Consider the following 25,340-nt stretch of genomic DNA (forward strand, 5'->3'; position numbering starts at 1 on the left):
GGTTCGGGGCCGCGCATGGCCTTCGGCCTGATCGAAGGATGGAGAGCCGCTGGACACCCGGGGCGGCCCGCCGATCAGACCGCCCGGCGCACTCCCTCGACGGCACACCGGGGAGCGGTGACCCGCCCGGCGGGAGCCGATGTCGGCCGAAACCACCACGCGAGCGCGGGCGGCCCGGCGTCCGACCGTGCCGACGTGTCGCCGTGTCGATACGGCGACGTGTCGGCAGGTCGGCAGGTCGGCAGGTCGACGCGGCCTCGGGGCCGCCGGCCCCGGCCTGGTCGCCGCCCGGGAGACCCCGCGCCTCCGCGTCAGGGACGCGGGCACGGCCGGGGACCGGCCGGCGAAGGCCCTGAGCGCGGAGCGCGGACCGACCGCGCCTGAACCGGGGCCGGAAGTCGGCGTATTCGGCGTGCACCGTCCTGACCGCCATGGCCCGGCCCTCAGGGCCCATCGCGGCGTGGACCACGTCCGTACCGCCCGCGCGCAGCCGTTCGAGGAGCCGATGACGGCGGCTGACGCGGGGCGCGGCCGGCGACAGGTCCTCGGCGGAGACGGACAGGCGGATCCCCACCCCGAAGGGGGTCTCGGCGGGGGCACGGGTCTCCGGAACACGATGGGGGCGGCTCCTCGGCGACCCGCCGCCGGTGGTCGGAGCGGTCGTCCGGACGGGCCGACGACCGGGTCGGCCCGTTCGTTCCGGGCCCGTGGCGGCCGTCAGCCGACGGGCCACAAGCGCACGCCTCCCCGGCCGACCGTGGCGAGCACGCTCCCGTCCGAGTTGAACGCCACCGCTCCCAGGAATCGGCGTCCCTCGACGATGACGGTGTGCTCACCGGTCGAGATCCCACAGCCACACCCCCTCGGTTCCGGCGGTGGCGAGCCGCGTGCCGCCGGGGTGGACCGCCACCGCGTTCGCGAGCTTTTCTTGGCCGTCCGTGTGGGCGCGGACGCCCGGGCCCGCCCCCGGCGTGCGGGCGGTACTTCGCCGCTGTACGCAAAAGACCCACCAGTGATCTGGTGGGTCTTTTGACTGGTGGGCGTACCAGGACTTGAACCTGGGGCCTCATCCTTATCAGGGATGCGCTCTAACCGACTGAGCTATACGCCCTCGTTCCGAGTGGAACTCTACCGCATCCGATGGACCGGGGCGAACCGGTTACCGGGTGCGGACGGGAGTCGGGACGCGGCTCGCGCGTCCCTCTTCACCTTCGATTTTACCGGTCTCCGGGAGTGCTCCGGACCGCTCTCGCGACGCGTGCGGGCCCGGACCCCGACGGGTCCGGGCCCGCACGCGGAGCCGTTTCCTACTCGGCCTCGGACAGCGTGACGTCGAGGCCGCCCACGAGGTCGGCGACCAGGTTGTAGACCATGGCGCCCACCGTGGACAGAGCGGTGATGAGCACGATGTTCAGCGCGCCGACGACACCCGTGTACCCGAGCACGCGGCCGGGCGAGAACCACGCCGCCGGGTTGAGGCCGAGTTCGCCGTCGCCGTCGCCGTCGCCCTCCAGCAGCGCGTTGATCATGTTGGTCAGCTCGTCGAACACGCCCAGCATCGACAGGGTCGCGTAGATCACCGCCACCGCGACGAACAGGATGATGAAGCACACCAGGGAGACGACGAAGCTGAACTTCATCACCGACCACGGCTCCACGCGGGAGACCGTCAGGTGCGCCTTGCGGCTGCTGAGGGTGGCCTTGACCGCGCCCCCGTCCTTGTGCGCCGTACCGTCGCCCGGGGTCTCCGTCATGGTGGTCGCCTCTCCGTCGCCCGTGGGGGCCGCGTCGGTCGTCTCCACGTCCCCTGCGGGAGCGGTGTCGTTCGTGGTGGTGTTCCGCTGGTTGTCAGACATAGAAACGTTACCGCTGGACTTTCCTTGAGAGCGGGTGGTTGAGCGACCGGGACCCGTGGGGGTGACGTCCCCCCACGGGTCCTATCGGGACTTAACGCGCAGTCTAGGCCTCGGGTTCGCCTTCGGCCGCGACCGTGTCGATGACCGTGTCGTCGGCGGCGTCCTCAAGCCCCTCCTCGTCGTCACCGGCCTCGGCGTTACGGGCGATCGCGACGATCTTGTTGCCCTTGTTCAGGTTCATCAGCCGAACGCCCATGGTGGTGCGGCCGGACTGCTTGACCTCGGCCGCGCCGGTGCGGATGACCCCGCCGGCGGAGGTGATCGCGAAGACCTCGTCGATCCCCGGGTCGACCATGAGCGCGCCCACCAGCTTGCCGCGCATCTCGACGACCTTGGCGGTCAGCACGCCCTTGCCGCCGCGGTTCTGCAGCGGGTACTGGTCGGACGGGGTGCGCTTGGCGTAGCCGTTCTCCGTGGCGACCAGGACGTCGGTGGACCCGTCGCCGGGCCGGATGACGTCCATGCTCAGCAGGTAGTCGCCTTCGAGGAAGCGCATACCGATCACACCGCTGGTGGCCCGGCCCATGGGACGCAGGGACTCGTCGGAGGCCGGGAACCGGATCGCCTGGGCGTCACTGGAGATGAGCAGCAGGTCGTCGTCGCCGAAGACCAGGCGGGCGGCGATCAGCTCGTCGCCCTCGCGGAGGTTGATCGCGATGATGCCGGCCGCGCGCGCCGAGTCGAAGTCCTCCAGGCGGGACTTCTTGACCAGGCCCTCACGGGTGGCCAGGACCAGGTACGGCGCGGCCTCGTAGTCGCGCAGCGCCATGATCTGCGCGATCTCCTCGCCCGGCTGGAACGGCAGGAGGTTGGCCACGTGCTGGCCGCGCGCGTCGCGGGCGGCCTCGGGCAGCTCGTAGGCCTTCGTCCGGTACACCCGGCCCTGGTTGGTGAAGCACAGGATCCAGTGGTGGGTGGTGGTGACGAAGAAGTGCTGGACGATGTCGTCCTGCTTGAGCTGGGCCCCGCGCACGCCCTTGCCGCCGCGCTTCTGCGCCCGGTAGTTGTCGATGCGCGTGCGCTTGGCGTACCCACCGCGGGTGATCGTGACGACCACGTCCTCCTCCGCGATGAAGTCCTCCATGCGCATGTCACCCTCGAACGGGATGATGTGCGTGCGCCGCTCGTCGCCGTACTTGTCGACGATCTCGCCCAGCTCCTGGCGGATGATGGTGCGCTGGCGGACGTCCGACTCCAGGATGTCGTTGTAGTCGGTGATCTGCGCCATCAGCTCGTCGTACTCGGAGGTGAGCTGGTTGCGCTCCAGGGCCGCGAGCTTGCGCAGCTGCATGTCGAGGATGGCGCGGGCCTGGACGTCGTCGATGTCCAGCAGCCCCATGAGACCGGTGCGCGCCTCGTCGGCGGACGCACTGGACCGGATGAGGGCGATGACCTCGTCGATGCGGTCCATGGCCTTGAGCAGCGCGCGCAGGATGTGGGCGCGCTCCTCGGCCTTGCGCAGCAGGTACCGGGTGCGCCGGACGATGACCTCGACCTGGTGCTTGACCCAGTGCCGGATCATCTGGTCCAGGCGCAGGGTGCGCGGCACCCCGTCGACCAGCGCCAGCATGTTGGCGCCGAAGGTCTCCTGGAGCTGGGTGTGCTTGTACAGGTTGTTGAGGACGACCTTGGCGACGGCGTCGCGCTTGAGCACGATGACCAGGCGCTGACCGGTGCGGCCGCTGCTCTCGTCGCGCACGTCGGCGATGCCGTTGATCTTGCCGTCCTTGACCAGGTCGGCGATCTTCAGCGCGAGGTTGTCCGGGTTGACCTGGTAGGGCAGCTCGGTGACGACCAGGGTCTGGCGGCCCCGGTTGTCCTCCTCGACCTCGACCACGGCGCGCATGGTGATGGAGCCGCGCCCGGTCCGGTAGGCCTCCTCGATGCCGCGCTTGCCGACGATCAGGCCGCGGGTCGGGAAGTCGGGGCCCTTGACGCGTTCGATGAGCGCGTCGAGCAGTTCCTCGTCGGAGGTCTCGTGGTTTTCGAGGTACCAGTAGACGCCCTCGGCCACCTCGCGCAGGTTGTGCGGCGGGATGTTGGTGGCCATGCCCACAGCGATCCCCGAGGAACCGTTGACCAGCAGGTTCGGGAAACGGGCGGGGAGCACGACGGGCTCGGAGGAGCGGCCGTCGTAGTTGGGCCGGAAGTCGACGGTCTCCTTCTCGATGTCCCGGAGCATCTCCATGGCCAGCGGCGCGAGCTTGCACTCGGTGTAGCGCATGGCGGCGGCCGGGTCGTTGCCCGGGGAGCCGAAGTTGCCGTTGGGGTCGACCAGCGGCATCCGCATGGACCACCACTGGGCCAGTCGGACCAGGGTGTCGTAGATGGCGCTGTCACCGTGGGGGTGGTAGTTGCCCATCACGTCGCCGACGACGCGGGCGCACTTGAAGAACCCGCGGTCGGGGCGGTAGCCGCCGTCGTACATCGCGTACAGCACGCGCTGGTGGACGGGCTTGAGACCGTCACGGACGTCGGGCAGGGCGCGACCCACGATGACCGACATCGCGTAGTCGAGGTAGCTGCGCTGCATCTCGACCTGGATGTCGACCGGTTCGATGCGGTCGGTGATGCGCTGGGGGGCGTCCAGGGCGGAGTCCGCTCCCTCAGGGGCGTCCGGGTTGTTCGCATCCGTCACGGATGTCGATCCCTTCTACGAAGCTTCGGTTGAGCTCGGTTCGCTGCCCGGGGCCGCCGGCCCCGGGCCTGGTCCCTAGATGTCCAGGAAGCGGACGTCCTTGGCGTTGCGCTGGATGAAGGCGCGTCGGGACTCGACGTCCTCGCCCATGAGCACGCTGAACATGTCGTCGGCCTGAGCGGCGTCCTCCAGGCTGATCTGGAGGAGGACACGTCGGTCGGGGTCCATGGTGGTGTCCCACAGCTCGCCGGCGTTCATCTCGCCCAGACCCTTGAACCGCTGGACCATGTCGCGCGGGCGCGGGTCCTTCCTGCCGGCGGCCATGCCGGCCTCGATGATGCGGTCGCGCTCGGCGTCGGAGAAGGCGTAACCGGCGTCGGAGCCGCGCTGGTCCCACTTGATCTTGTACAGCGGCGGCTGGGCCAGGTAGACGTGGCCGAGCTCCACCAGCGGCTTCATGAAGCGGAACAGCAGCGTGAGCAGCAGGGTGCGGATGTGCTGGCCGTCGACGTCGGCGTCGGCCATCAGGATGATCTTGTGGTACCGCAGCTTCTCGGCGTCGAACTCCTCGTGGATGCCGGTGCCCAGGGCGGTGATGATCGCCTGGACCTCGTTGTTCTTGAGGATGCGGTCGATGCGGGACTTCTCGACGTTCAGGATCTTGCCGCGGATGGGCAGGATGGCCTGGTTGTGCGGGTTGCGGCCGCCCTTGGCGGAGCCACCGGCCGAGTCGCCCTCGACGATGTAGACCTCGCACTCCTCCGGGTTCGTCGACTGGCAGTCGGACAGCTTGCCGGGGAGGGAGGTGGACTCCAGGAGGGTCTTGCGCCGGGTGAGGTCACGGGCCTGGCGGGCGGCGATGCGGGCGCGGGCGGCCTGGCTGGCCTTGGACACGATGTCCTTGGCCTCGCCGGGGTTGCGCTCGAACCAGTCGCGCAGGTGCTCGTTGGTGACCTTCTGGACGAAGGACTTGGCCTCGGTGTTGCCGAGCTTCGTCTTGGTCTGACCCTCGAACTGGGGTTCGGCGAGCTTGACCGAGATGATGGCGGTGAGGCCCTCACGGATGTCGTCGCCGGTGAGGTTGTCCTCTTTCTCCCGCAGCAGCTTCTGGTCGCGGGCGTACCGGTTGACGAGCGTGGTCAGCGCCGACCGGAAGCCCTCCTCGTGCGTGCCGCCCTCCGCCGTGTTGATGGTGTTGGCGAAGGTGTGCACGGAGGAGGTGTACGACTGGTTCCACTGCATGGCGATCTCGGCCGAGATCCCCTCGCCGTCCTCCTCGAAGGAGATGATGGAGGCGTGCGCCGGTTCCTTCTTGGCGTTGATGTGCTTGACGAAGTCGGCCAGGCCGTCCTCGTAGTGGAAGGTGTCGACGGTGGGGCCGCCGTCGGTGTGCTCGGGCCGCTCGTCGCGGAGGGTGATGGACAGCCCCTTGTTGAGGAAGGCCATCTCCTGCATGCGCCGGGCCAGCGTCTCGTAGGAGAACGTGGTGGTCTCGAAGATCGAGCCGTCGGCCCAGAAGGTGATCTGGGTGCCGGTCTCGTCGGTGGCCTCACCCTGGATGAGCGCCTCGGTGGGCGCGGTCATCTCGTAGTGCTGGCGCCAGACGTGACCGTCCCGCCGGATCTCGACGTCCAGGGCGGTGGACAGCGCGTTGACGACGGAGACGCCGACGCCGTGCAGACCACCGGAGACGGCGTAGGACTTGCCGTCGAACTTGCCGCCCGCGTGCAGCGTGGTGAGGACGACCTCGACGGCGGGCCGTTTCTCCACCGGGTGCATGTCGATGGGGATGCCGCGGCCGTTGTCGGCCACCCGCACACCGCCGTCGGCCAGCAGGGTCACCTCGATGGCGTCGGCGTGCCCCGCCAGCGCCTCGTCGACGGAGTTGTCGACCACCTCGTAGACCAGGTGGTGCAGGCCCCGCTCCCCGGTGGAACCGATGTACATTCCGGGGCGCTTGCGGACCGCCTCAAGCCCCTCCAGAACCGTGATTGATCGAGCGTCGTAGGCCAAGTGGGTACACCCTCCTGCTGGGGACGACTGCCGGCTTCGGCCGAGCGGACGGCGGCCGGCCGAGGGCATGGGGATCACAAGGGGCGGCATGCCGCGACACCTGGGAGATCACCGTTCGCCGCTCGGTCCGTCCGCCCACCCTCTCTTGGGGGCGTGATACCGGCTACAGACGTCTGAAGAACCGCTTCCATGATACCCCGCGCGGTACGACAAAGTGGCATTGGCGACCCCTGTGCCGCATCACAACGAACGTTCGGGGAGGGAGACGGGTCCCTACACGCGGGAGGGGCTTCTCGGGGTTCCGGGAGCACTTCAGATGCCTTGGGAGAGGTTCGGTTCCGGTTCGCTCCCGCCCACCCGGTCACACCGGTGAACACCACGGGGCACCTCCCCCACACGCCCCACCACAACCGCACCCACCTGGGGATATCCACAGCCTGTGGACGATGGGGGCCGTGCCGGGCATCGACCGGAAGGGCTCAGCGCCGGCGAGAACCGGGCCCCTTGACCTTGATGGAGACGACGGTGCCCTCGCCCAGCTCCTCGTTGATCCGTCGCATCAGGTCCCGGACCATGGAGCGCGCGTGGGCCGCCATGGTCGGCGAATCCGCCACCAGGACCAGCTCGCCCTCCGCGTAACTCTCCGGACGCAACCGGCGGGCGTTGAACTCCCCGACGATCTCCGACCAGCGGCCGAACACGCCGCCGATCCGCACCTGTTCCTGCCAGCCGTGCTCGACCAGCCAGGTGCGCACGGCGTCGCCGAACATCTGCGGCTCGTTGCGTGACCGCAACCGGCCACGCTTGCGCGGGCCGGAGCCCCGGGGCACCGCGCCGCGGTCCCGGGCCTCGGCGCGGGCCCGCGCCAGTGCCTGCCGGGCGAGGTCGGCGCCGGAGGCCGCCGGGGGCGCGGAAGGCGTGGAGGGCTTGGAGGGTGGGGAAGGAGCCGACGGGGCTTCGGCGCCGAGGCCGTCCACAGGCTGTGGACGACGGATCGCGGAACCGGGATCGGACAGGCCGGATCCCCGCCGGGGATCCACAGGCTGTGGATGACCCTCACTCACCGGCGACCGTCCCCTCGCGCACCCCGAACCGGGCGCCGTCCAGTTCTTTGGGGATGTCGTCGGCGACCGCCGCCGTCACCAGGACCTGTTCCGCGCCGCGGACCCGCTCGGCCAGCCGGCGCCGGCGTTCGGTGTCCAGCTCCGCGAACACGTCGTCGAGGATGAGCACCGGGTCGTCGCCGTCCGCCCGCAGCAGGTCGAACGCCGCCAACTTGAGCGAGAGCGCGTACGACCACGACTCACCCTGGCTGGCGTATCCCTTGGCGGGCAGCCCGCCGAGTTCCAGGAACAGGTCGTCGCGGTGCGGGCCCACCAGGCTCACCCCGCGCTGGAGTTCGCGGTCCCGCTGCTCGACCATGGCCGACCGCAGGGCCTCCGCGAGTCGGGCGCGGTCGTGCGGGGGTTCCTCCCCCTCGGCCGCGAGCGGGCTCCGATAGGAGGGCACCGCCGGACCGCCGGAATCGGTGAGCCCGGCGTAGGACGCGTCGACCAGCGGCCGCAGCTCCTCGACCAGACCCAGTCGGGCGGAGAGCAGCTCCGCGCCGATCTCGGCCAGGTGGGCGTCCCACACCTCCAGCGTGCTCAGGTCGGGCGCCGAACGCTGTCGGAACATCCGTCCCGACGCCGACTTCAGCAGGGCGTTGCGCTGCTTGAGGACACGGTCGTAGTCGGAGCGCACCCCGGCCATCCGGGGGGACCGGGAGACCAGGAGATCGTCGAGGAACCGACGCCGCTCACCCGGGTCGCCCTTGACCAGGGACAGGTCCTCCGGGGCGAAGAGCACCGTGCGCAGGATCCCCAGGACGTCGCGCGGCCGCCCGGCGGCCGCCCGGTTGATCCGGGCCCGGTTCGCTCGTCCCGGGTTGAGCTCCAGGTCGACCAGCATGTCCCGGTCGTCGCGCACCACCCGGGCCCGCACGATGGCGCGGGCCGCCCCCTGGCGTACCAGCGGAGTGTCGGAGGAGACGCGGTGACTGCCGAGCGTGGCCACGTAACCGATGGCCTCGACCAGGTTGGTCTTGCCTTGGCCGTTGGCGCCGACGAACACGCTCACACCGGGCTCCAGCTCCACGAGGGCCTCGGTGTAGGAACGGAAGTCGGCCAGTTGCAGATGGGAGACGTACATCCGGCCTTCCTCCTGGTCAGGGGAGCGGACGAGACGGTGGGAGGGGTGAGGCGGAGGGCGGGTCCGCGGCGGGGGCGCGGACCGCACGCCCCGGATCGCGTCCCGACCCCGGACGGGGGCCGGGACCGATCGGCGACGGTGGATCAGGCCTGGTCGGCGTTGGTGGCGCCGTCGGCCTTGGTGACCGCGTGGCCGCCGAACTGGTTGCGCAGCGCCGCGACGACCTTCATCGACGGGCTGTCGTCCTGGCGGGAGGCGAACCGGGCGAAGAGCGCCGCGGTGATGGCCGGTGCGGGCACCGCCAGGTCGACGGCGGCCTGCACCGTCCAGCGGCCCTCGCCGGAGTCCTGGGCGTAACCGCGCAGCCCCTCCAGCCCCGGGTCCTCCTCCAGCGCCCGGGAGAGCAGGTCGAGCAGCCAGGAGCGCACCACCGTGCCCTCGCGCCAGCTCTCGAACGTGCCGGGGACGTCGTCGACGATGCCGGAGGCCGCCATGAGCTCGAAGCCCTCGCCGAAGGCCTGCATCATGCCGTACTCGATGCCGTTGTGGACCATCTTGACGAAGTGGCCCGCGCCGATGGGGCCGGCGTGCACGAAGCCGCCGCCCACGTCGGGGGTGAGGGAGTCGAAGACCGGCCGGGCCCGCTCGATGTCGGCGGCCTCGCCGCCCACCATGATCCCGTAACCGTTCTGGCGCCCCCAGACGCCGCCGCTGACGCCGGCGTCGATGTAGCCGATGCCCTTGGCGGCCAGGAGGTCGGCGCGGGGACGGTCGGCGACGTAGTGGGTGTTGCCGCCCTCGATGACGAGGTCGCCCTCCTGGAGGAGGCCGGCCAGCTCGGTGATGGTGGACTCGGTGGGCTCCCCGGCGGGGACCATCACCCAGATCACCCGGGGGGCGGCCAGACGGTCCACCAGGGACGCGAGGTCGTCGACGTCGCGCTCGGGGGAGACGACGTCGTAGCCGACGACCTCGTGCCCCTTCTCGCGGAGCCGGGCGGCCATGTTGCCGCCCATCTTCCCGAGGCCGACCATTCCGAGCTGCATGCTCTCGCTCCCCCTTGTGCGCCGCCTGTGGACGGATTCTTCGGACCGTGGATCGTGGACCCCGAACGGCCCGGCCCGTTCGAACGTGTCGGGGACCGGACCGGGCGACCCGGATCAGTTCGGCTGTCGTACCGGCATGATCAGGTAGCGGTATTCGGGGTCCGTGCCTTCGGCGGCCGGCTTCCCGGTCAGGATCGACGGCCGCGTGGAGGTGGTGAAGTTCAGTCGGGCCACGTCGGTGCCGATGGCGCCGAGACCGTCGAGCAGGTAACCGGAGTTGAACGCGATCTGGATGTCGTCGCCCTCCAACTCGGCCTCCAGGACCTCGACCGCCTGGGCCTCCTCACCGGTGCCGGCCTCCAGGACCAGACGGCCCGGGGTGAAGGAGAGCCGCAGCGGGGTGTTGCGTTCGGCGACCAGGGAGACGCGCTTCACGGCCTCCACGAACTCGGAGCGGGAGACCTCCGCGACGGAGTTGAAGGTATCCGGCAGCAGGGCGCGGTACTTGGGGAACTCGCCGTCGAGCAGGCGGCTGGTGGTGCGTCGGCCGCCGCCCTCGAACCCGATCATGCCCTCGCCGGTGTCGCTTCCGGAGAGCGCGATGGAGACCTCGGCGCCGGAGGTCAGCGACTTGGCGGTGTCGTGGAGCGTCTTGGCGGGGACCAGGGCGACCGCGGACAGACCGGGGTCGGCGGGCTTCCAGGTGAGCTCGCGCACCGCGAGGCGGTAGCGGTCGGTGGAGGCGAGGGTGATGGTCTCGCCCTCGATCTCGACGCGCACACCGGTGAGCATCGGCAGGGTGTCGTCGCGGCCGGCGGCCACGGCCACCTGGCTCACGGCGGCGGCGAAGGCGTCGCTGCCGACGGTCCCGCTCACACCGGGCATCTCCGGGAGCGTGGGGTAGTCCTCCACCGGCATGGTGGTGAGCGTGAACTTGGCGCTGCCGCCGGTGACCACGACCTTGGCGCCGTCCGTGGCGACCTCCACGGGCTGCGCGGGGAGGTTGCGGGTGATCTCGGACAGGAGCTTGCCGGTGACCAGGACCGTGCCCGGCTCCTCGACGTCCACGTCCACGACGGCCTGCGTGGAGACCTCGTAGTCGAAGCCGGACAGGCGCAGCTGCTGACGGCCCTCGAACTCGCCCGCCTCCAGCAGGATTCCGACGAGGACGGGGACCGAGGGGCGCGTCGGGAGTGTGCGCGCGGTCCAGGCGACCGCTTCGGCCAGTACGTCGCGTTCGACCCGGAACTTCACTTGCCGACTCACTTTCCGCCCGGCCGGGGTGCCCGGCCGAAGTCTCAACGTTGCTGCTCTTGGGTGTCTCGTGGGAGGTCGCGGGTCGGCCGCCGTCAACAGGCTGTGGACGACGTGGGTGGCGGATGCCGTCACCGGGGTGGACACCTGCGAGGTGAGCCGGGTGCGTCGTCGGAGTCGGTCTCGGATCGGCCGGGCCGGGAGCCCGTAGGGGTCACCGCTCGGATGTGGGCGGCGAAGGACAGGGGCGAGATCACACGTTACCCGGATTCACCCGCTGCCGCTGCCGGCCCCGGGGTCACGGCGGTCACGGCGAGTTGTCCACAGATTTTCCGCGTTGCCGTTTCGAAGCCACACTTGGGTTAATGAAGGTGCGCAGTAGTAGTAGGGCCTGTGGATACTGTGGATAACCGTTGTTTTACCAGGTCAACACCGGAATTTTTATCCACAGGGCCTGTGGACGACCCTGTGTACAACTCGGCCGGCCTGTGGATGAATCGACTCGTCCCCAGGTTGTCCACAGCTCGTCCACAGGGTTGTCCACAGGTTCTCCCCAGGTTGTCCACAACCGGCTGTGGTCTGGTGATCCGATGACCCCCACCCCTGTCCACAGGAACACCCCGGGTTACCCACAGCGATGGCGTGGTTATCCACAGGTTATCCACAGGGTTGTCCACAGATTTGGACCCCCTTCTGTGGATAACTTCGTCGGAGTCGGCGAAAATTTTTTTTCCGGCCCTTCCACATTTCCGGCCAACCTGCACAAAGAGGCTGTGGACAGAGTTGTCCACAGGAAAGGTGCCAACGCGCGTTGACATGAGCGGCTGTCCTGCCGGGTGTGGGAAGGACAACAGGGCCGCGCGGGCCCCGGAAACCGGGGCGAAGCCACTGGTCCAGGCATGTTCGGTGACGATGGTCGACACTCCTCGCCGAGTTCTCGAAGCGGGACGGGCCTGGGCATAAACCTGTGGATAACCGCCTGTGGAGAGACCCAGCCTGTGGATAACTCCCTGTGGACAACGTGTGCGGACCGCTTCGCGGGGTTGTGCACAGGAAGGAACGGATCGGTGAGGGGATGGGGATCCCCGCCGTCGAAGGGCGCACGGGACGGAGGACGGAGACGCGCCGGGTCCCGGGGGCGATGGGATCGATCCGTCGAGGGGGTGTGGGGGAGACACGTGTCGACGACCCCCGGTTCCGCGCGTGTCCGCCCACGGCCCTGTGGACTGTCTCCGCGAGGGGCCCGGGGAGAAGGGGAGGGACGTCCCCGCTGACCTCCCGTGCGCCCTTCGTGTTTTCGCGGGCCGTCCTACGACGAGGGATCGGGGCGGGCACGGGAGGAGGGGAGAACAGGGGTGGGGGAGAGGTACGCCGGTACGGCGGAGGGGCGACCCCGCGGGGTCGCCCCTCCGCCGTACCGGCGTCGTGTCGATACGTCTCCGAAGAGACGAGGCGACACGACCGCTCATCGACATGTCGTCCGTGACGGGGGCACATGAGCGGTCAGGACAGGGGCGGCTGGTCCTTGATACGACTGGTGAGCTCGTGCACCTGGTTGTAGATGGACCGGCGCTCCGCCATCAGCGCCCGCACCTTCCGGTCGGCGTGCATGACCGTCGTGTGGTCCCTGCCGAACTGCTGCCCGATCTTGGGCAGGGAGAGATCGGTCAGCTCCCGGCAGAGGTACATGGCGATCTGCCGGGCGGTCACCAGCACCCGCGAGCGTGAGGTCCCGCACAGGTCCTCCACGGTCAACCCGAAGTAGGCCGCGGTCTGGGACATGATCGCCCCGGCGGTCACCTCGGGCACGTCGGCGCCGGGCACCAGGTCGCGCAGCACCTGACTGGTGAGGTCCAGGTCCACCGACTGCCGGTTGAGGCTGGCGAACGCGGTCACCCGGATCAGCGCGCCCTCCAGCTCCCGGATGTTGGTGGAGATCTTGCTGGCGATGAACTCCAGCACCTCCGGTGGCGCGGCCAGACCCTCCTGCACCGCCTTCTTCCGCAGGATCGCGATGCGCGTCTCCAGTTCGGGCGGCTGTACGTCGGTGAGCAGGCCCCACTCGAACCGGCTGCGCATCCGGTCCTCCAGCGTCGTCAGCTGCTTGGGCGGCCGGTCGCTGGAGATGACGATCTGCTTGTCGGAGTTGTGGAGCGTGTTGAAGGTGTGGAAGAACTCCTCCTGCGTCTGCTCCTTGTTCTCCAGGAACTGGATGTCGTCCACCAGGAGCACGTCGATGTCGCGGTACCGGCGACGGAAGCCGTCGGCCTTGCCGTCGCGGATCGAGTTGATGAACTCGTTGGTGAACTCCTCGGAGCTGACGTACCGCACTCGGGAGCCCTCGTAGAGCCGGTGCGTGTAGTGCCCGATGGCGTGCAACAGGTGGGTCTTGCCCAGCCCGGAGCCGCCGTGGATGAACAGTGGGTTGTAGGCCTTGGCCGGGGCCTCGGCCGCCGCCACCGACGCCGCGTGGGCGAACCGGTTGCTGGAGCCTATGACGAAGGTGTCGAAGGTGTACTTGGGGTTGAGCCGCGCGTGTTCGCCCGGTGGGATCTCCGGGGAACGCCCGGGTGGGGAGGACGGCGCCGACACCGAACGGGCCCGTCGCCGGGCCGTCGGCGCGGGACGCGGTTCCTCCGGGGCGTCCGCCGCGTCGTCGTCGCCGGACGGGGGGACGTCGTCCTCACCGGATTCCTCGGGTGCCGTGGGGGGCGGGGCGGGGAGGGCCTCCGGAGGGGCCGTGAGACCCTCCTCCGGGGTCTCCCAACGGTTGGGGCGCTCCCATTCGGCCTCGCCGCCGGTCCACGTCGCAGGGCCCCAGGAGGACGGCTCCGTGGGGGGCGCGGTCGGCTCGGACGGTGCCGCGGACTGTTCCCAGGCCGGGGGAGAGGATCGTCGGGGCCGCTGCGGGGCGGGCGCCCGGGACGCCGAGGAGGCTCGGGCGGCGGACGTCGACCAGGGCGCGGGCTCGCCGTACTGGATCTCCTCCTGGGTGAAGGAGCCGTCGGCGGGGTGACCGTAGGCGTCCGGGCCGGAGCCGAGCAGGTCCGGCTCGTGCGGCAGGGCGGCGTGTCGGCCCCCCGGGTAGGGGCGTTCCCGCGGGGGCTCCGGGCGTGCGTGCTGACCACGGGCCTCGGGCGACGCGACCGTTCCCTCGGGGCCGTCCAGGAGACCCTGGTCGAACCGGGCGGCACGGGGGTCCTCGGTCTCGCGCGGGCCGTAGGAGGTGTGCGCCGCGGGCGGGGGCGGCGGAGTGGGCACCGCGGTGGGGTCCACCGTCACCGCGACCCGGATCTCCCGCCCCAGGTGGGCGGAGAGCGCCTTGCTGATCATCGGGTAGAGCCGACTCTCCAGCACCTTCTTGGTGAACTCGTTGGGCGCCGCGATCAGCGCCGTGTCCTCGATCAGGCCCAAGGGGCGGGTCTGGGGCAGCCAGGCGCGCTGATGCGCCGGCAGGGAGTCGTTGTCGATCCCGTCCAGCACGCTGGACCAGACCGCTGCGAGGTTGACCTGTGCGTCAGCCAAAGCGACCTGCCATGTTGCTGTCCCTTCGATGCGGAGCTGTTCGTGCGGAGTGGAGAGGGGACGGGGGCGTGTGCGACGGGTGGAGGGTACGGCTCGGATCCCCGGAGTCCTGTGCCCGTGCCGGATCGGGGTCGGCGGCGGGCGGACTCTTCATTGTCCTCCCCTGGCGACGGTGCCGGGGCAGGGTGGGCGGTATGCCCGATGTGAAGGTTCGCACGGGCCTGTGGAAAACCCGCTGGTCCGCCGATCCGGCAAGGCTTTGACTACCTACGGGTATCCACAGCTTCGGTCGGTTGTCCACAGGTTGTCCACAGGGTTATCCACAGGATGGCAGATCTGTGGACTCCACGCAGAGTTATCCACAACAGGCAGGTCAGAATGTGTCCGCGAGGGTTTCTTCGGCATCGCCGGCGCTACGGGGAAGGGTGAGAGGAGAGTTATCCACAGGCTGAGGTTATCCACAGGGGAGGGGGGTTGTGGAAGTCTCACACGCCTGTGGATGACGATCTGTCCACAGGTCGCCCTGTCGACTCGTCCCCACGGACCGGGAGCCGACGACCGCCCCGAGGGGACCCGGCACCGGGCTCGGAGGGTCTGATTTGACCCCGCCCGAACCAGGTCGTATCTTCTTTATGCTTATGCCGACGATTCTGCCCGCGCCTGTCCGTCGACCGGTGCGCACGCGGCCATGGCACTCTGAGGGCCCGCATATCCTGGGGGTCCTGTCGTAGTACTTTCCTGACACGCCCCTGGAGCCAGTAGTGAGCAAGCGTACGTACCAGCCGAACAACCGGCGTCGCGCGAAGGTCCACGGCTTCCGGCTGCGCATGCGTACGCGCGCCGGTCGCGCCATCATCGCCTCGCGTCGCCGTAAGGGACGCGCCGCGCTGACCGTGAGCCACTAGGCCACGCAGCCCCACGTTCTTCGGGACCGGTCCGGCCTTCCGCCGGCCGGTCCCTTTGTCATGGGAAGCCCGGGGGAGGCCCGATGCTGTCGCCGAAGAACCGGATGCGCCATAGCGCCGAGTTCGGTTCCGTCATGCGCTCGGGCCGACGCGCGTCCCGCGACGACCTGGGTGTCGTGTACCTCCCACCGCCCGCCGTCCGGGGAACCACCGGGGAACCGGAAGCGTTCCCGGAAAAGACCCCCGCCCCTCCCCGCGTCGGTTTCGTGGTGAGCAAGGCGGTCGGTGGAGCGGTGGTGCGCAAGCGCGTCCAGCGCCGGCTGCGTCACCTGATGCGACCACGACTGTCCGAATTGCCGGACGGTAGCCTGCTGGTAGTGCGTGCCAGACCTTCCGCCGCGACCGCGCGGCACGAAGACCTGGCCGCGCAGCTGGACGGTGCGATCTCCTCGGCGATGCGACCCAAGGGGGCCTCGCGCCGTCGCCGCGGCCGCGGTTCCCCGAGACCGCAGACGCCGGAACCGGCGAAGAGCGAGACGACAGGCGGCCGCCCCGCACACGAGGGCGGAGAACGGTGGACGGACCGATGACCGAACACGCACCGACGCTGTTCGCGCGTGCGCTGATCCTCCCCATCCGGGGCTATCAGCGGTTCATCAGCCCGCTGCTCCCACCCGTCTGCCGGTTCTATCCTTCGTGCAGCGCGTACGCCGTCGAGGCCTTGCGCGTGCACGGGGCCTTGTACGGGCTGTGGCTGGGCATCCGGCGCATCGCCCGCTGCCATCCCTTCACCAAGGGTGGCTTCGACCCGGTCCCGCCACGGCGGGACCGGGCTCGGGAGTCCGAGGAATCTGCGGGCGGAGCCGGGACCACCGGCCATGCTCCCGGGGACCAGTAGCTGAATCGAAGCACATAGGAGTTGGCCGGTGCTGGACTGGCTTTACAACATCGTCGGCTGGACATTGGTCCAGATCCACGCGGGTCTGGGCTACGTCGGGCTGAACCCCGACAGCGGGTGGGCGTGGGGCCTGTCCATCGTGCTGCTCACCATGCTGATGCGTCTGCTCATGGTGCCGTTGTTCGTCAAACAGATGAACACGCAGCGCAAGATGCAGGAGATTCAGCCCAAGCTGCGCAAGCTCCAGGAACGCTACAAGCACGACAAGGAACGGCTCCAGCAGGAGTCGATGAAGCTGTACCAGGAGAGCGGCACCAACCCGCTCATGGGCTGTCTGCCGCTGCTGTTGCAGATGCCGGTCTTCTTCGCCCTGTTCAACGTGCTCCGCAGCGTCGCCGAGGGCAACGTCCGCTACTACTTCACCGAAGAGCTGGTGGAGAGCGCCCGCCAGGCCCTCGTCTTCGAGGCGCCCATCGCGGCCCACTTCAACAGCTCCCCCGAGGAGCTCCTGGCCCTCGGTTCCACCAACCCGATCATGGCCAAGGTCTTCATCGCGTTGGCCTGCGTCATCATGGGCACCACGACGTTCCTCACCATGCGCCAGAGCATGAAGCGCAGCGTCGTGCAGATGCCCGACAACCCGATGATGCAGACCCAGAAGATCATGATGTACATGGCGCCCCTCTTCGGGCTCTTCGGTCTCATGATGCCCGTGGGCGTGCTCATCTACTGGGTCACCTCCAACGTGTGGACGATGGTGCAGCAGCACTTCCTCTACCGGAACCAGCCGATGCCCGGAGAGCCGGTCGAGGCCAAGGGCGCGCAGACCTCCAACGGTTCCGCCAAGGGCATGCTCGGCCGAAAGAAGAAGCAGCCCGAATCCGCTCCGCCGCCGGCGGAACAGCCTAAGATCGAACGCAAGCAGCCGAAGAAGCAGCCTCGCTCCAAGCGCACCGGGGGCGGATCCCAGTAGCGAGGCTGCGGTACGCAGGCGAGGACGCCCCTGATGCGTACCGATCGCGGGAACAGGAGACGGGAACGCCGTGACATCGAGCGAGGAAGGAAGCGGTGCAGTGGCCGTGGCTGAGGCGCCTATCGACATCGAGGCCCTGGAGAACGAGGGCGACATCGCCGCGGACTACATCGAGGGACTTCTCGACATCGCGGACTTCGACGGCGACATCGACATGGACGTCGAAGGCGACCGTGCGATGGTCTCGGTCGTCGGGGCCACCCTCGATGAACTGATCGGCGAGGAGGGGGAGGTCCTGGAGGCACTCCAGGAGCTGACCCGACTGGCCGTGCACCGGGCGACGGGTGAACGCAGCCGACTGATGCTGGACATCGGTGGCTACCGGGAGGGGCGCCGCAAGGAGCTCTTCCGGGTCGGCGCCGAGGCGGCGGAGAAGGTCAAGGAGAGCGGGGAGGCTTACGACCTGGAGCCGATGACCCCGTTCGAGCGCAAGGTCGTCCACGACGCGGTCGCCGCGGCGGGCCTGCGCAGCGAGTCGGAGGGTGAGGAGCCCAACCGCTACGTGGTGGTCCACCCGGCCTCCTAGACCGGGGGAGACCCGAGGGGCGATGTTTCACGTGAAACATCGCCCCTTTCGCATGCCACGATCTCGCCGACCCGACGGACGGACCCGCCACCACAAGGGGGTGAAACGGAGGAAGGACCGTCTTCCTCCTCCCCAGTGGCAAAGGTGACCGCTTCCTTCGGTCCCGGGGGTGCTGGGGAAGCCGTCCGCGACCTTCGCTCCAGGAGGTTCGAGGAAGACGTGATCGCTGCATTCACCCCAGGGATGAAGGCGATTCTTATCCGCATGACCTGGGCCCGGCGGCGGACGGTGGGCCCCCTTCGGTCACTGGAGTGCTGAAGCGGCCGGGTGGTGAGGCATCGGGCAGGGTGTCGACATGTCCTTATGGCGACGCGATGTTTCACGTGAAACATCATCGAGGTCACGGCCGGACCTGAAGCCGCCGGTCCTCGACACCCCCGCCTCCTGAGGCGCTGGTCGAGGAGAACACGCCTTTACTTTTGAGTCGGGGTCGAGGGCATCCTTCTTTTGAGCCCTTGGGGCTGGCGCCGTAGATCGCTGTTCCCTGCACCCCCTGGGGCGGAGGCAGGGGGCACCGTCCCCTTCGCCCCCGGAACTCAAGGCAGCGGTGACCTTTCCCGCTGGGGCGCAGGAAGATGGCCCCTCCTCGGTTTCACCCCTTGTGGTGGCGGGGCCGCACGCGCCCGGTGTCCTCCCTTCCCGGAAACAGAAGCGTTCTGGGGTGGCGCGGGTCGGATGGGCGATCGCGCACCCGCCCCCGGCAGCACACCCTCACCACCCCGCACGTGCGCCCAACGCGCTCGCCCTGGGCTCTGCCGAGCGTCGACCGCGCCGTGGCCGGGAACGGGCCCACGCCCGCCAGGCCGCCGTCTCCACATGGCTCGGGAGGCCTACCTCATGGCGGTACCGTCTGCTGTCGTACCCTCTGCGGACACCCGCAGGGTCGTGGCACAGGTATCCGGGGAAAGGGGAAACCCTCCGGGGCCGGGCGGGAGCGGACGTCCGACGACCGAGGCCCAAGCGGAAGGAAACCAGCACCCCCCAGGCACCAGCCCCCGGCCAAGGGCCCACCTCCACCACCGGGCCCCGGCCCCAAGGCCTCCAGCCCCAGGGAGACAGCGACCCCCCGGGTCCAAACAGCGACCCCCCGGGTCCTGCCTGAGCGGTGATCCTCGGTCGTGGGCGGAAGACCATCCCCTTGCCGTGGTCGAAAAGGGACCCTCCGCGTCGGGGTGGGGAGGCGACACTCCCGGGGTGTGTCGTTCCCCTGACGGGGGCTGGGAGGGGGGGACGTTCGGGGAATCGATGTTTCACGTGAAACATCGGCACGCTCGCCCGCGTAGGATCGGTGGGGATCCTCCCCCCGTGCGTGCGGTGTTCTCTCCGACGCGGGGATCACCTTCATCGGCCTTCGGGTGCATGCCGCCTTCGCCGACGACCCGACCTTGGAAGTGAAAATGGAAGAGTTCCGACAGGTGGTGACCGATGACCGTGGGCGCTGAGGAGTCCGGTGCCGTGCCGCCCGAGCCTCCCGTCGAGGCGGTGGAGATCTTCGGCGATGCCCTGCCGAAGGCGCGGCGCTATGCCGAACTGCTCGCCGACGACGGCGTGCGGCGCGGGCTGATCGGACCACGCGAGGTGCCCCGCCTCTGGGAGCGGCATCTCATCAACTGCGCGGTGGTCGAGGAACTCCTCCCCGAGGGGGCGGAGGTCGTCGACATCGGTTCCGGTGCGGGCCTGCCCGGTCTGGTGCTCGGCCTGCTCCGTCCCGACGTGCGGATGATCCTCCTGGAGCCGCTGTTGCGTCGGACGGTCTTCCTGGACGAGGCGGTCGAGATCCTGGACCTGCCCAACGTCGAGGTACGGCGGGGGAGGGCCGAGGAGGCGCACGGCGATCTCCTCACCGACTTCGTGACCGCGCGGGCGGTCGCGCCGTTGCCGCGGTTGGCCGGGTGGGCGCTCCCGCTGTTGCGCAAGGGCGGCAGTCTGCTGGCGCTCAAGGGCGAGCAGGCGGAGGCCGAACTCGTCGCCGCGGAGCAAGCCGTTTCAAAACTGCGGCCCAACGTTAGCGATGTGATCAGGGTCGGCCGGGGTAAAGTCGAACCCGCTACCACGGTCGTTCGCGTCACGGTGACATCCGACGGTGGTCCGTCCCCGTCAGGGTCGCAGAAGTCGCGGGACGGCAAGAAGAAGCGCGGACGGAAGAGGTGAACTCATTCGTGCCCCACAATCCAACCGACAGTTCTGATGTTTCACGTGAAACATCCGCCTACGGAGACCTGCTCGATGTTTCACGTGAAACATCGTCCTACGGCGAGAACCCCGATACTCCACTCGCCCGTGCGGCACAGGCCGCCATGGCCTCCCGCGGGCACACCGAGATGTGGCCTCGCCCCGAAGCCTGCCGCGTGATCGGCGTCGCCAACCAGAAGGGCGGCGTCGGCAAGACCACGACGACGGTCAACATCGCCGCCGCTCTGGCGATGCACGGCCAGCGCGTCCTGGTCGTCGACCTCGACCCGCAGGGCAACGCCTCCACCGCCCTGAGCATGGAGCGCAACAACCAGACCCGCTCGATCTACCACTGCCTGGTGGAGGACGAGGAGATCCGCAAGCTGGCCCAGCCGGTCCCGGACATCCCCGGACTCTGGTGCGCCCCGGCGACCATCGACCTGGCCGGCGCGGAGATCGAACTCGTCTCCCTGGTGGCCAGGGAGGCCCGCCTCAAGCGGGCGTTCGCCGCTTACGACACATCGGATCTGGACTACATCCTCATCGACTGCCCGCCCTCGCTCGGCCTGCTCACGGTCAACGCGATGGTGGCCTGCGACGAGGTCATGATCCCGATCCAGTGCGAGTACTACGCGCTCGAAGGTCTGGGTCAGCTGCTCAGCAACGTCAAGCTGGTCCAGTCCCACCTGAACCCCGGGCTGGCGGTCAGCACCATCCTGTTGACGATGTACGACGGTCGGACCCGGCTCTCCCAGCAGGTGGCCGACGAGGTGCGCTCGCACTTCGGCGACACCGTCCTGAAAACGGTCATCCCCCGAAGCGTGCGCGTTTCCGAGGCGCCCAGCTATGGCCAGTCGGTGATGACCTACGACGCGTCCTCCACCGGTGCCGTCGCCTATCTGGACGCGGCTCGGGAGATCGCCTACCGGGCGAAGGACGTGCGGCGCTGATCCGTGCGTATGTGGACCCGGCCGTCCCGGCCGGGTGTGAACCGTGTGAGAAGTGTGGAGGGAAGTACCGGTGAGCCAGCGACCTCGCGGACTGGGCAAGGGATTGGGGGCGCTCATCCCGTCGGGGCCGCCTGCGGCTCCCATGGGGTCCGAGGCCGTTCCGGAGACGGTCAACGGGACGGCGGCCGTGTCCGGCGGCCCGGTGCCCATGCCGGACGGCACCTACCTTGAGGAGATCCCGCTCGCCGACATCCGCCCCAACCCCCGGCAGCCGCGGGTCCACTTCGATGACGACGCCCTGGAGGAGCTGCGCAACTCCATCGTCGAGGTCGGTGTCCTCCAGCCGGTGGTGGTGCGCGAGCTGTCGTCGGGGGAGGGGCACCGCTTCGAGCTGATCATGGGGGAGCGGCGGTTCCGGGCCAGTCACATGGCGGAGAGGGAGACGGTCCCCGCCATCGTCCGCAAGACGAGGGACGACGAACTCCTGCGGGAGGCGCTGCTGGAGAACCTGCACCGGCAGCAGCTCAACCCGCTGGAGGAGGCCGCCGCCTACCAGCAGATGCTGGACGACTTCGGTACCACCCAGGGCGAGCTCGCCCAGCGGGTGGGCAAGTCACGGACGCACGTCACGAACACCCTGCGGTTGCTCCAGCTCCCCGCGAGCCTGCACAACAAGGTGGCCTCCGGTGTGATCAGCGCCGGGCACGCCCGTGCCCTGCTGAGCCTCAAGGAGCCCGAGGCGATGGAGCGAATGGCCGAGCGGGTCATCCAGGAGGGCCTGTCGGTCCGTTCCCTGGAGGAGATCGTCGCGCTGCGGGAGAAGGGGCACGACGTCGAGAGGGCGGAGCGGATCCGCAAGGCCTCGCTCAAGGCGATCACCCCTCCGCACGTCGAGGAGTGGGCGACCGCCCTGGCCGACCGGCTCGACACGACGGTCAAGGTCGACCTGGGCAAGCGCAAGGGCAAGATCGTGGTGGAGTTCGCCTCGGTCGAGGACCTGGAGCGCATCATCGAGCAGATGGGCGCCCGCAAGGCCTGAGCACGTGTCGATTCATCGACTCGGCCCTGATGTTCCACGTGGAACATCAGGGCCGAGTCGCTCAGGTGGCCCTGGGCCGCCTGGCGAGGGGGGGTTCCTCCCCGTGCTCACGAGAGTGACGAAAGGCCCCCAGGGGCGACCTGGGGGCCTTTCGCGAATCGCCTACAGGTACTCGGCCAGCTCGGCTTCGAGGAGGCGCTTGGGCTTGGCGCCGATGATCTGCTTGACGACCTCGCCGTCCTTGTACAGGTTCATGGTCGGCAGCGACATCACGCCGTAGGCCCGCGGGGTCTCCGGGTTCTGGTCGGTGTTGAGCTTGACGACCTCGATCTTCTCGCCGTGCTCCTGGGCGAGCTTGTCCAGGACCGGGGCCATCTGCTTGCACGGCCCGCACCAGTCGGCCCAGAAGTCCACCAGGACGGGCTTGTCGCTCTTGAGGACCTCGACCTCGAAGGTGGCGTCGGTGACGGTCTTGACGGCGGACATGGTTCTCCTTGTTCGATGAGACCTGTTGGCGGGGCCGGGCCCGTGCGGGCGGGCGGCCGGTGGGGTTCTAGTTGCCGTGCTCGGCGAGGAAGCGCTCGGCGTCCAGGGCGGCGGCGCAGCCCGTGCCGGCGGCGGTGATCGCCTGCCGGTAGCTGTGGTCGACGACGTCGCCGGCGGCGAAGACGCCCTCCAGGTTGGTGCGGGTGGAGGGGGAGTCCACCTTGACGTAACCCTCGTCGTCGAGCTCGATCTGGTCGCGGATCAGGTCGACCCGCGGGTCGTGGCCGATGGCGACGAACACACCGGTGACGTCGAGGGTGCCGTCCTCGCCGGTCTTGTTGTCGTGGATCTTCAGCCCGCTGACCCTGTCGGTGCCGAGGACCTCGACCACCTCGGTGTTCCACAGGAAGGAGATCTTCTCGTTGGCGAAGGCACGCTCGGCCATGATGCGGCTGGCGCGCAGCTCGTCCCGACGGTGGATCACGGTCACGGACTTGGCGAAGCGGGTGAGGAAGAGGGCCTCCTCCATGGCGGTGTCGCCGCCGCCGATCACCGCGATGTCCTGGTCGCGGAAGAAGAACCCGTCGCAGGTGGCGCACCAGGAGGTGCCGCGGCCGGACAGTTCCTTCTCACCCGGCACGCCGAGCTCGCGGTAACCGGAGCCGGTGGCGAGGATGATCGTGTGCGCGAGGAAGGTCTCACCGCCGGCGGTGACCTCCTTGACGGGCTTGGTCAGGTCCACGGCGGTGACGTCCTCGGGGACCAGCTCGGCACCGAAGCGCTCGGCCTGCTTGCGCAGGTTGTCCATGAGGTCCGGGCCCATGATGCCGTCGGGGAAACCGGGGAAGTTCTCCACCTCGGTCGTGTTCATCAGCGCGCCGCCCGCGGTGATGGAGCCCTCGAACACCAAGGGGCGCAGTTCGGCTCGGGCGGCGTAGACGGCGGCGGTGTACCCCGCCGGTCCGGAACCGATGATGATGACATTGCGGACGTCACTCACGCTCGTAGGCCCTTCACACGATCAGATGCCCCGGCCACGGGATGGTGACCTCGGGGGAGAGTCGGTATAGCACAACCGATGGTAGGCGCACCTGATTCCCATGGACACATCCGCCCTGGTTACGGGGGCGGGGTATGCCGAAGGCCCGGTACGGCGGGAGGTCCGGCGATCCGTCGGCGAATCGTCCTGTCGACGTGTCGACAGGACGACGCGGGCCGTTCAACGGGTGGTGAAGGTCTCCTGCTCCAGGACGCCGTCGGGGCTCTCGCAACCGGCCGGGTCCACCACGTACACCTCGGTCGTGTCGCCCATCGGGGCGAACAGGACCCAGGCCGGTGCCCCCTCGAACCGGGCGTCGTCGACCAGGGTGAAGCGCACCCCCAGGCGCTCGCCCAGGGACACCGCGCACTCCTCGATGAGGATGGAGCCGTCCTGCGCCTCCTCCTCGGCGCCGTACCCGCTCTCGGGGACGGTCGCGTCGAGCACGTCGGCGGCCTGGTCCGCCAGATCCTTCGAGGTGTAGTCGGTGCCGCTGCCCACGATCTCCGGCTTGTAGGGCTGGGCGGCGTCGGGTACGGCCTCCTCGGCCTGCTCCTCTTGCAGCAGGGGCGCGGCGCTGCCGCCGACGGCGGATTCCTGCTGGGTGGACATCACCGCGTTGAGCACGGCCCCGCCTCCACCGACGACGACCGCGCCCGCGGCGGCGAGCATCATCAGCCGGGGCAGGTTCATCCCGTTGAAACCGCGCTTCTTCGGGCGGGTGAACGGAACGACCGGTGCCACCGGTCCGCCCGTCTCCGTAGCGGTGTCGTCGGAGCCGGCACGTTCGCGCACCGCCTCGTCGATACGTCGGTCGAGGAGGTCGGCGACGTCCTGTGGCATGGGAGGGACCGGCGGCACGTCGGCGAGCACACCGCTGACGGCGGTGAGCTCGTCCAGTGTCGCCGCGCAGAGCGCGCAGGTCTCTATGTGGTGGGCAACGGTGCGTTCCTCGTCGGGCTCCAGTAGCTCCTCGGCGAAGAAGGCGAGTGCCTCCACGTCAGGATGGGACGTCACGATGGGTTGGCACCTCCTCTCCCAGTTGTGACGTCTCGGGGGGGATGAGGGTTCCTCAGGTGGGCCAGAGACGGAAGAAGTTTGGCGCGACCTCGCGCACATCGGCTCTTGACCGTGCCCGTCGCCACATCGAGGATCTGCGCGGCCTCCTCCACCCGGTAGCCGAGCATGTCGACGAGGGTGAGGGCCATGCGCTGGTCGAGGGGGAGGGTCTCCAGGGCGGCGTGCACGTCCAGGCGCGCCTCGGTCTGGGAGGCGTGGTCGGGTCCGCCGCCGACGCGGCCCAGCCGGTCGTTGGAGAGCACGTCGAGGGTGTCGTCCTCGGTGGGGGTGGACGGGCGCGCCTTGCGGCGGCGCAGCCGGTCGTGGCAGGCGTTGACGACGATGCGGTGCAGCCAGGTGGTCACCTGGGACTCGCCGCGGAAGCGGTCGGCCGAGCGGAACGCGGACAGGAACGCGTCCTGGAGGGCGTCCGAGGCCTCCTCGCGATCACCCATCATGCGCACGGCGACGGCCCAGAGACGATCCCGGTGGCGTCGCACGAGCACCGCGAACGCCTGGTCGTCACCCTGGGTGTGTCTTGTCAGAAGCTCCCGGTCAGGAAGCTCTTGGACCGCGTCCATCAGTGTCGAT

General features: G+C 69.2%; 19 protein-coding genes, 1 tRNA gene and 1 pseudogene. 8 read left to right on the forward strand and 13 right to left on the reverse strand.

Translation table 11 applies throughout. From position 1 onward, the window contains the following. Positions 1-1,034: 1,034 nt before the first annotated feature. The 9 genes and pseudogenes from PWG71_RS18630 to dnaA all read right to left on the reverse strand — a co-directional run bounded on the left by PWG71_RS18630 (position 1,035) and on the right by dnaA (position 14,540). Positions 1,035-1,111 (reverse strand) — tRNA-Ile (locus tag PWG71_RS18630). 196 nt (positions 1,112-1,307) lie between these two features. Beyond that, positions 1,308-1,856 (reverse strand): DUF3566 domain-containing protein, encoded by a 549-nt coding sequence (locus PWG71_RS18635; protein ID WP_274811111.1) that lies wholly within the window; start codon positions 1,854-1,856, stop codon positions 1,308-1,310. Between the two features lie 103 nt (positions 1,857-1,959). Continuing rightward, positions 1,960-4,554, reverse strand: a complete 2,595-nt coding sequence (gene gyrA / locus PWG71_RS18640; protein WP_274811112.1) for a DNA gyrase subunit A — start codon at positions 4,552-4,554, stop codon at positions 1,960-1,962. 75 nt (positions 4,555-4,629) lie between these two features. Further along, a complete protein-coding gene (gene gyrB / locus PWG71_RS18645; protein ID WP_274811113.1) occupies positions 4,630-6,567 on the reverse strand; it encodes a DNA topoisomerase (ATP-hydrolyzing) subunit B in 1,938 nt (645 codons plus the stop codon). 479 nt (positions 6,568-7,046) lie between these two features. Continuing rightward, positions 7,047-7,544: a DUF721 domain-containing protein gene (locus PWG71_RS18650; RefSeq protein ID WP_446725051.1), complete on the reverse strand. Its 498-nt coding sequence runs from the start codon at positions 7,542-7,544 to the stop codon at positions 7,047-7,049. Positions 7,545-7,623: 79 nt separating this feature from the next. Then, positions 7,624-8,757: a DNA replication/repair protein RecF gene (recF, locus tag PWG71_RS18655; RefSeq protein WP_274811114.1), complete on the reverse strand. Its 1,134-nt coding sequence runs from the start codon at positions 8,755-8,757 to the stop codon at positions 7,624-7,626. 143 nt (positions 8,758-8,900) lie between these two features. After that, positions 8,901-9,815, reverse strand: a pseudogene (gene gnd, locus PWG71_RS18660) (phosphogluconate dehydrogenase (NAD(+)-dependent, decarboxylating)); the annotation flags it as partial. A 102-nt stretch (positions 9,816-9,917) separates the two neighbouring features. Then, entirely contained in the window at positions 9,918-11,057 is a 1,140-nt protein-coding gene (dnaN, locus tag PWG71_RS18665) for a DNA polymerase III subunit beta (RefSeq protein WP_274811116.1), read from the reverse strand. 1,503 nt (positions 11,058-12,560) lie between these two features. Then, a complete protein-coding gene (gene dnaA, locus PWG71_RS18670) occupies positions 12,561-14,540 on the reverse strand; it encodes a chromosomal replication initiator protein DnaA (protein ID WP_446725055.1) in 1,980 nt (659 codons plus the stop codon). 803 nt (positions 14,541-15,343) lie between these two features. On the opposite strand from dnaA, the gene rpmH reads away from it, so the two are divergent. The 8 genes from rpmH to PWG71_RS18710 all read left to right on the forward strand — a co-directional run bounded on the left by rpmH (position 15,344) and on the right by PWG71_RS18710 (position 22,165). Continuing rightward, positions 15,344-15,487, forward strand: coding sequence for a 50S ribosomal protein L34 (gene rpmH, locus PWG71_RS18675; RefSeq protein ID WP_013155858.1), 144 nt, complete (start codon positions 15,344-15,346; stop codon positions 15,485-15,487). 83 nt (positions 15,488-15,570) lie between these two features. After that, the gene (gene rnpA / locus PWG71_RS18680) at positions 15,571-16,077 is read left to right on the forward strand and encodes a ribonuclease P protein component (protein WP_274811118.1); all 507 of its coding nucleotides are present in this window, start codon (positions 15,571-15,573) and stop codon (positions 16,075-16,077) included. Further along, the gene (gene yidD / locus PWG71_RS18685; protein WP_274811119.1) at positions 16,074-16,385 is read left to right on the forward strand and encodes a membrane protein insertion efficiency factor YidD; all 312 of its coding nucleotides are present in this window, start codon (positions 16,074-16,076) and stop codon (positions 16,383-16,385) included. Before rnpA ends, yidD begins: the two co-directional genes overlap by 4 nt. Before the next feature lie 28 nt (positions 16,386-16,413). After that, positions 16,414-17,358: a membrane protein insertase YidC gene (yidC, locus tag PWG71_RS18690; protein ID WP_274811120.1), complete on the forward strand. Its 945-nt coding sequence runs from the start codon at positions 16,414-16,416 to the stop codon at positions 17,356-17,358. A gap of 106 nt (positions 17,359-17,464) precedes the next feature. Next, positions 17,465-17,944, forward strand: a complete 480-nt coding sequence (locus PWG71_RS18695; protein WP_274811121.1) for a Jag family protein — start codon at positions 17,465-17,467, stop codon at positions 17,942-17,944. A 1,485-nt stretch (positions 17,945-19,429) separates the two neighbouring features. After that, positions 19,430-20,155, forward strand: a complete 726-nt coding sequence (rsmG, locus tag PWG71_RS18700) for a 16S rRNA (guanine(527)-N(7))-methyltransferase RsmG (RefSeq protein ID WP_274811122.1) — start codon at positions 19,430-19,432, stop codon at positions 20,153-20,155. 146 nt (positions 20,156-20,301) lie between these two features. Beyond that, positions 20,302-21,126, forward strand: coding sequence for a ParA family protein (locus PWG71_RS18705; protein WP_274811123.1), 825 nt, complete (start codon positions 20,302-20,304; stop codon positions 21,124-21,126). A gap of 70 nt (positions 21,127-21,196) precedes the next feature. After that, positions 21,197-22,165: a ParB/RepB/Spo0J family partition protein gene (locus PWG71_RS18710; protein WP_274811124.1), complete on the forward strand. Its 969-nt coding sequence runs from the start codon at positions 21,197-21,199 to the stop codon at positions 22,163-22,165. Positions 22,166-22,327: 162 nt separating this feature from the next. Here the strand turns inward: PWG71_RS18710 and trxA are convergent, their stop codons facing one another. From trxA to sigM, 4 genes are all read right to left on the reverse strand, one after another. Continuing rightward, a complete protein-coding gene (gene trxA / locus PWG71_RS18715; RefSeq protein ID WP_274811125.1) occupies positions 22,328-22,651 on the reverse strand; it encodes a thioredoxin in 324 nt (107 codons plus the stop codon). 67 nt (positions 22,652-22,718) lie between these two features. Further along, complete coding sequence (gene trxB / locus PWG71_RS18720; RefSeq protein WP_274811126.1) at positions 22,719-23,651, reverse strand: thioredoxin-disulfide reductase; 933 nt, start codon at positions 23,649-23,651, stop codon at positions 22,719-22,721. Positions 23,652-23,870: 219 nt separating this feature from the next. After that, positions 23,871-24,707 (reverse strand): anti-sigma factor family protein, encoded by an 837-nt coding sequence (locus PWG71_RS18725; protein ID WP_274811127.1) that lies wholly within the window; start codon positions 24,705-24,707, stop codon positions 23,871-23,873. Continuing rightward, positions 24,704-25,330 carry an RNA polymerase sigma factor SigM gene (sigM, locus tag PWG71_RS18730; RefSeq protein ID WP_274811128.1) on the reverse strand — a complete coding sequence of 209 codons (627 nt, stop codon included), beginning with the start codon at positions 25,328-25,330 and terminating at the stop codon, positions 24,704-24,706. The genes PWG71_RS18725 and sigM overlap by 4 nt, the downstream gene beginning before the upstream one ends. Between the last annotated feature and the right edge of the window lie 10 nt (positions 25,331-25,340).

It is taken from the genome of Nocardiopsis sp. N85, assembly GCF_028882275.1.
Lineage (GTDB): Bacteria > Actinomycetota > Actinomycetes > Streptosporangiales > Streptosporangiaceae > Nocardiopsis > Nocardiopsis lambiniae.